The 7,090-nt window shown below is 28.9% G+C and carries 6 protein-coding genes and 1 pseudogene; 1 reads left to right on the plus strand and 6 read right to left on the minus strand.

The window, feature by feature from the left end; translation table 11 throughout:
- Window positions 1-316 precede the first annotated feature (316 nt).
- From KIB46_RS15835 to KIB46_RS15860, 6 genes are all read right to left on the minus strand, one after another.
- Window positions 317-1,072, minus strand: a complete 756-nt coding sequence (locus tag KIB46_RS15835) for a ChbG/HpnK family deacetylase (protein WP_291673138.1) — start codon at window positions 1,070-1,072, stop codon at window positions 317-319.
- Window positions 1,073-1,165: 93 nt separating this feature from the next.
- A complete protein-coding gene (locus KIB46_RS15840) occupies window positions 1,166-2,014 on the minus strand; it encodes an AraC family transcriptional regulator (protein WP_291673139.1) in 849 nt (282 codons plus the stop codon).
- Window positions 2,015-2,043: 29 nt separating this feature from the next.
- A complete protein-coding gene (locus KIB46_RS15845; RefSeq protein ID WP_291673141.1) occupies window positions 2,044-3,510 on the minus strand; it encodes a family 1 glycosylhydrolase in 1,467 nt (488 codons plus the stop codon).
- Window positions 3,511-3,522: 12 nt separating this feature from the next.
- On the minus strand, window positions 3,523-4,257 hold the full coding sequence (locus tag KIB46_RS15850; protein WP_291673143.1) for an alpha/beta hydrolase-fold protein: 735 nt from the start codon (window positions 4,255-4,257) through the stop codon (window positions 3,523-3,525).
- 1 nt (window position 4,258) lies between these two features.
- Complete coding sequence (locus KIB46_RS15855; RefSeq protein WP_291673145.1) at window positions 4,259-5,560, minus strand: PTS transporter subunit EIIC; 1,302 nt, start codon at window positions 5,558-5,560, stop codon at window positions 4,259-4,261.
- 136 nt (window positions 5,561-5,696) lie between these two features.
- Window positions 5,697-6,587: an ROK family protein gene (locus KIB46_RS15860; protein WP_291673148.1), complete on the minus strand. Its 891-nt coding sequence runs from the start codon at window positions 6,585-6,587 to the stop codon at window positions 5,697-5,699.
- A gap of 247 nt (window positions 6,588-6,834) precedes the next feature.
- Here KIB46_RS15860 and KIB46_RS15865 point away from each other — a divergent pair.
- A pseudogene (locus tag KIB46_RS15865) lies at window positions 6,835-7,090 on the plus strand (hypothetical protein); the annotation flags it as partial.

A 7,090-nucleotide genomic window follows, 5' to 3' on the forward strand; every position in this document is an offset into this window, starting at 1 on the left:
TCTCAACTACTCCACTGCTGTAAAGAAAAAGAAATCAGCATTAGATAAAATGAAAATTCCTTTTAATGAATTTATAAATAATACTTATAATGTTTAAGATCTGGAACTGCTCCAGGTCTTATTTTTTTATTTCAAATTTCATTTTTCATGATAAACATCTTCATATATCATTTATGTATACTTTATCAATGACTTTCACTACTTCTAATGGAAAAAGTCTATTAGTACAAAGATAAGTTACTAGGTCTAAAGTAGTTTAATAGAATAGATAAGAGGCTTGCGCAAGCAAGCCTCTTATTTTTATATAAATTAAATATTAATTCCTGTAATTTCTAAAATCTACTAATTTAATGTTATTTTTATATAAGAACTCCTTTACCCATTCGCTACATAAAAACTCACATTCCATTGGTCTTATTTTAGTGTATGATGAATTATCTAATATAAATTGATCTAAATATCCTGGATGAAAAATTACAATTGTACACTCTTCCTTTTTCATTGTCTCAAGATTATCTTCAAAATACTTATATGCATCATATAAGCCCTCTTCATTTAATTTTACAAAGCCTAATGAAGTAATTCCATATTCCTTTTCCCATTCTTTATTAAATCCTGGAATGTCATAAAACAAACCATATCTTTTTGCCACATTTTCTAATGCCTTAAAATAATTTTTTGAAAATACAGCATGTCCTTCAAAATAATCTGGCTTTTTGCCTGTTATTTCTATAAACCTATTTAATTGAGCTTCTATCTCTAATTCACATTCTGAAATGCTAATACTATCAACTTTTCTTTGATTTATTTCACTACTAGAATAAAAGTCACCTTTTTCATTTACTAATGATGGTATTAAGTCTGGTCTCATAAGCGGTCTACCTAAAGAAATATTAGTATGTTGTCCTATGCAAACTCCTGTATCTTTTACTAAATTATAGCCATGTTCTGCATATTTCATATTTGGCATTATTCCAGTTGAAGTAACTACTCCATCTTTTATAGACTTTAAAATTCCATAATTTACTCCTTCACTAATTCCTAAGTCATCTGCTCTTATAATTATCTTCATATTTTCCCTCCTTATCTAATCTAATTTATAACATTTGATGTTTAGTATTTTTCCTCACCATTATTAACTAATCTAAAGAAGGTTCTTAATTTGTTAAGAACCTTCTTTCTTTCTATAACTAGCTGGTGTTAAACCATAAACTTTTTTAAACTGTGCAATAAAAGATTGTTCGCTAGGAAAACCACATTCATATGCAATATCTATTATTTTATTATTAGAACTAAATAACATAAATTTAGCTCTATCTAACCTTACCTTCGTTAAATAAGTATGAAAAGTTACATCTAAATATTTTTTAAACAATGAAGATATATATTGTGGTGTATAATTATATTCTCTAGATAAATCATTTAATGATAATTGTTCCTTAAAGTGTATATTAATATAAAATAGAATTCTTGTAAAAGAATCACTATATGGTGAATTGCCATTTTCATTTTTATCTAACTTTTTCTCTTCAATGCAATGAGAAAGTAATAATAAAAGGTTAGCCTTATATTTCATAATAGCTACTGCATTCTTTTCATTTATAAGAGCTACTATATTATTAAAATACTTTAAAAATACTTCTGTTTCATTTATCTTAAAAATCTTATTTGAAAATACTACACTATTTATATTTTTAATAATAAATCCATTATTTATATGCAAGCATTGAAATCTATATACTCCTTTTGCTCCTACGATTTTATGTAAAGCCTGAGAGCCAATTACACATACCTCTCCCTTCTTTACATTAAATAAACCGCCTTCATATTCAATGGTCATTTCTCCTTCTAATATATATATTACTTCTAACCATTCATGCCAATGAGCATCTATAGTAGCTATACTCTCATTAACTCCATAGGATTCTGTTAAAAGACAATATCTATTTATATCAGTTACTCTAATATCATTTGGAACTAAATTTTCATATTCGCTATCTATAATAAATTTCATAAAATCACCCAAATATATTCTATCATATATTAACTTAAATCTTCACCATTTGAAGAAATAACCTTCTTATACCATTCAAAAGACTTCTTTTTATATCTTTTGAAAGTTCCTTGTCCATTATCATCCAAATCAACATAAACAAATCCATATCTTTTTTTCATTTCTCCTGTTCCTGCTGAAACAAGATCTATACATCCCCATGGAGTATATCCTAATAAATCAACGCCATCATATTCTATGGCCTTCTTCATCTCAACTATATGTTTTCTTAAATAATTAATTCTATAATCATCATTTATTGAACCATCTGCCTCAAACTTGTCAAAGGCGCCTAGTCCATTTTCAACAATCATTAAAGGTAATTGGTATTTATCATATAATCTATTTAATACAAGTCTTAGCCCTACTGGATCTATTGGCCATCCCCATTCCGATTCTTCTAAATAAGGATTAGTTGCAGCAGCAAATTGATTTCCTCCACTTTTATTTGAATCCTCTCTAGTTGTTATAACTGTTGAATTGTAATAACTAAAACCAATATAATCAACTACTCCATCTCTTAGAAGTTCATCATCTCCCTCTTCTTTTAAAAGAGTAAAATTATTTCTCTCCATTTCTTTAAGCTTATATGATGGATAATAACCACGACATTGAACATCATAATAAAAGTCCTTAAAGTCTCTTCCCATTAATAATTCCTTCATAGAATCATTAGGATTACAAGTTTCAGGGTAAAACAATATATTAGCAATCATTAATCCTATTTTAAAATCTGGATTTATACTATGCCCTATAGTTACAGCCTTAGCACTTCCAAGTAAAAGGTGATAAATTGCTTGTTGTTGCTTATCATACCTTGAAGCTTCTGTTATACCTAAAGTTGAATAATCCCTTAGGAAATTTATTTCATTGAATGTCATCCAATACTTAACCTTATCCTTATATCTGTTAAATATTGTATCGCAATATTTTGTAAAAAAGCCTATAGTCCTCCTATCTAACCATCCTTCATATTTAATAGCTAAATTAAGAGGTAGATCAAAATGATTTATTGTAACTATTGGCTCAATTCCATTTTTATGACATTCATCAAATACCTTATCATAAAATAATAATCCCTCTTCATTTGGTGTTTCATCATCCCCATTTGGAAATATTCTTGACCAGTTTATAGACATTCTAAAAGAATTAAACCCCATTTCACCAAGTAAATTAATATCCTCTTTGTAATGATGATAAAAATCTGTTGCAACATGACTTGGGTAATAAGTGTTTTCATCTATTACTGCTTTAGCATTAGCTGGTACATCCTCAAACCTATTAATAAACTTTCTTTCCCCATTTTCTAGTTCAATCATTATCTTTCTAGGTGTCTTCATATCCCCATCAGTAATAGTATCAGCACAAGCTAATCCTTTACCTCCATCTAAATACCCACCTTCATATTGATTTGCAGCTGTTGCTCCACCCCATAAAAATTCTTTAGGAAAACCCATTTCTATTCCTCCTTAGATTTTTCTTATTTTATTACTATAATAATCAGTTCTTTCAATCCAATCTAAGAACTTTTCTATGCATATATTCCAAAATCTCCATTCATGTTCATATCCATCTGCACTTATCCATGTAAGATCAAACTCTTTTTCCTTAATTTTATTTACAAAGTCCTTAACATCTTCATAAACAAAGTCCTCTTCTCCACAAGCAATGAACATTTTAGGTGCTTCTTTAGCCTTTTCTAATACTTCAAATATATCTATTGGATTATTCTGCATTCTAACTGCAGGAGAAAATGCTCCTATTGCATTATATTTATTTGAGTTTAATATTCCATGATATAATGCACCAAAGCCTCCCATAGATAATCCTGCTATAAAGCTATCTTCCTTCTTATTAGATATTGGAAAAGTATTGCATATAAATTCTGGTAACTCATCCTCTATGAATTTTTCAAACAAATCATTCCCCATATTAATGTAATTTTTATTTTCTCCAGATATCATTACTATTGCTATTTGTCTTTCTTCTGCATAAAGCTCTACATTAGTATATCCTGTCCATTGACTTTGGTTATTTCCAAATCCATGTAATAAATATACTACAGGGAATTTTGCGGGATATTCATGGTGAATATCCCCAGCCTTCGTTAAACTTTCTAGAATTGTTACTGTTGGAAGAATTACTTCTATGTCAACTGTTCTCATTAATGTGTAAGATATAACATTACATTTAATTTTCGCCATCTTAATTGCTCACTTCCATTTCTTGCTTTTTCTCGTTTTCATATGCATTCTTATCATCTATCAAGAAGAATGGTAGGTATAAAATAAAGTGGATAAATAATGATATAAGCCATAGTAATAATAAGCTTACTCCTCCTTGGAAAAACGTTTTTACAAATCCTGGTGTTACCCAAGGCATAGATATTGCAGGATTAATTGTAATTGGAAGTATCTTATATAATCCTATAACTGCTAATCCAGATGCTATAGGACTCAATACCATAGGCATAAAATATAATGGGTTTAACATTATTGGAAAACCAAATATAATTGGTTCATTTATATTAAATATATTTGCTGGAATTACTAGCTTTCTCATAGTTTTATATTTTTCAGATTTTGCAAATATAGTTGCAATACATAAACCTAATGTATTACCTGCTCCACCTATTTGTATACATCCTCCTAAAATAGCAAATAATAAAAATGGTAAAGGTTGTCCATTAGTAAATGCTTCTGTATTTGCTACACCTACCATCATTAATATTGGCATATAACAACTTAAAATTGTATTTGGGTGAATTCCAAAGAACCAAATTAAGTTCATTAACGTAAATACTAAAATTAAAGATATAGGTGATGCTCCAAACTTAGCAATTGGTTGTCCAATCACTGTAGTTATTAAAGAGAAAATATCTCCAAAAGAAGATTGAGCACAAGCATACTTAATTGCAAACATTAACGTAAATATTATCATTGAAACAAATGTTGGTGATAAAGATTGAGCAACCATTGGTGGTACAGAACTAGGTAATTTTAGTTTTAAATTTTTCTTCATAAGAAAACAGTATAGCCATGGAATAAATAAACCTACAATAATAGCTACGAAAATACCATCACTACCCATTTGACTTGTTAACAACATTGAAGAAGGCTTTGCACTATTAGGTAACATAACACTTTGTACTGGCATCAATAATAAAAATGAAGCTAAAGCAATTACTGCTCCTACTATTCCATTCTCCCCTTCATTCTTTGTATAACAATAAGCAATAGCAGCAACAACATATACTGCTAGAAGGGATAAGGTTAATGCTATAACCTCTTGTGCAACACTATACAATCCAGAATTGTTTAAGAAATTAGTCCATGGTTCTATTGGTAAATTCCCTAAAACTGCAATTACAGCAACCCCTAAAGTAATAGACATAGTACACATAAAGCCTTCTGTTAAAGCTTTAATAAACTTATTATTTGCAACCTTTTCCGCAAAGGGACCAACTATTTTCTCAAGTCCATTTTGAAAACTATTAAAAAATTTCATATTATTCCTCCTGTTGTATGTCTAAATCATGATGCGCGCTACTCACTATTTAGAATAATTATTACTGAATTAATTTACAATTTCATCATAGCAAACCTTTACATGAGAGGGTAATTAATTTTTAATATTTCTATGTCTATATCTTAATATTAAGAAAATTATATAAAGCACCTATTAAATTAGCATCATTTCTATACTTGCAAGGCATAATCTCAGGCTTTCTTAACTTTATAGAGAATTCATTATACAAATCATCTAACGCCTCTTCTAAATAAGTAAATAGCAAAGGTTCTGCTGATATACCTCCCCCAATTACAAATCGCTCTGGATCTAATATATACATTATATTATAAATATTGCTTGCTAATTTACGGCAATAATTTTTGAATCCTTTTTCTACATCTTTATTACCTTCTTTTATTAACTTAAATATATCAATTCCACTTAAATCCTTTAAATTAGAAGTTTCCTCAACTGCTTTTGAAACTCCTCTAATTCCAAGTTGACAAGCCATTGAATAATCTATATTAGAAACTTGTTCTATATTTGTATTTACATAAGAAAATTCTCCTGCTGAGAAATTACTTCCATTTAAAAGCTCTCCATTTATTACTATCCCCCCTCCTATTCCTGTTCCTAGAATCATTGCAACTCCATTTTTAATATCTTTCAAATTTCCAAATCCTAATTCTGCTAACGCTGCACATTTACCATCATTTGCTATAACAACCTTCTTCTTAACCTCTCTGCTTATTATTTCAACTAATGGTGCATTGTCAATATAGGATAAAGCCCCACCAGTAATTGCAATTCCTTTTATAACATCAATAACCCCAGGCATTGATATAGCAATTCCAATAACATTTTTATAACTACTATGAATCTCTTTAATAACATTCAGTAAATCCCCTAAGGAGCTTAATGGTGTTTTAACTGACCCCCTATCTAAGAATTCTCCTTGTAAATTACATATTCCATACTTAATAGAACTTCCTCCTATATCCATAGTCAATACAGTATTATCCATATATCTTCCTCCTTTTTAGTACTCATCTTTATGTTATCAAGAAAAATTATGTTTCCATATTGAATAATTAATATAAAAACTATTAAATCTAAATATTTACCCTTCCATAAATATCTATATAAAACTAAATTTATCAAAAACCAAAATAGAACATAAATGGTTATTTCACAAAAAAGTTAGTGGATATTTATTTTTCTAGTTCTTTTATATACTTAGGAAATCTACTCAAAGGGATGACCATGAGGGATTGCTATCTGGTGATATTTCTACAGACTTAGAATCTCTTCTTAAACCTGAGGAGTGTCCTTATGAGAAAAAGGAGTCAGATATTATAGATGCTCAGCTTATTAAACATGTTTTTAAAGAGCTAAATAAAGATGAACTTGAATTAGTTAATCTTGTGATCTTTGAGGAACATACAGTTAGAGAATATGCAGCATTTAAAAATCTCAACTACTCCACTGCTGTAAAGAAAAAGAAATCAGCATTAGATAAAATGAAAA

The sequence above is a fragment of the Clostridium sp. genome, assembly GCF_018372875.1.
Classification (GTDB): Bacteria; Bacillota; Clostridia; order Clostridiales; family Clostridiaceae; genus Clostridium.

What these genes read in the sequence shown, in the direction of transcription:
- KIB46_RS15835 (WP_291673138.1), bottom strand. Translation starts at nt 1,072, where the DNA reads ATGAAGATAATTATAAGAGCAGATGACTTAGGAATTAGTGAAGGAGTA.
- KIB46_RS15840 (WP_291673139.1), bottom strand. Translation starts at nt 2,014, where the DNA reads ATGAAATTTATTATAGATAGCGAATATGAAAATTTAGTTCCAAATGAT.
- KIB46_RS15845 (WP_291673141.1), bottom strand. Translation starts at nt 3,510, where the DNA reads ATGGGTTTTCCTAAAGAATTTTTATGGGGTGGAGCAACAGCTGCAAAT.
- KIB46_RS15850 (WP_291673143.1), bottom strand. Translation starts at nt 4,257, where the DNA reads ATGGCGAAAATTAAATGTAATGTTATATCTTACACATTAATGAGAACA.
- KIB46_RS15855 (WP_291673145.1), bottom strand. Translation starts at nt 5,560, where the DNA reads ATGAAATTTTTTAATAGTTTTCAAAATGGACTTGAGAAAATAGTTGGT.
- KIB46_RS15860 (WP_291673148.1), bottom strand. Translation starts at nt 6,587, where the DNA reads ATGGATAATACTGTATTGACTATGGATATAGGAGGAAGTTCTATTAAG.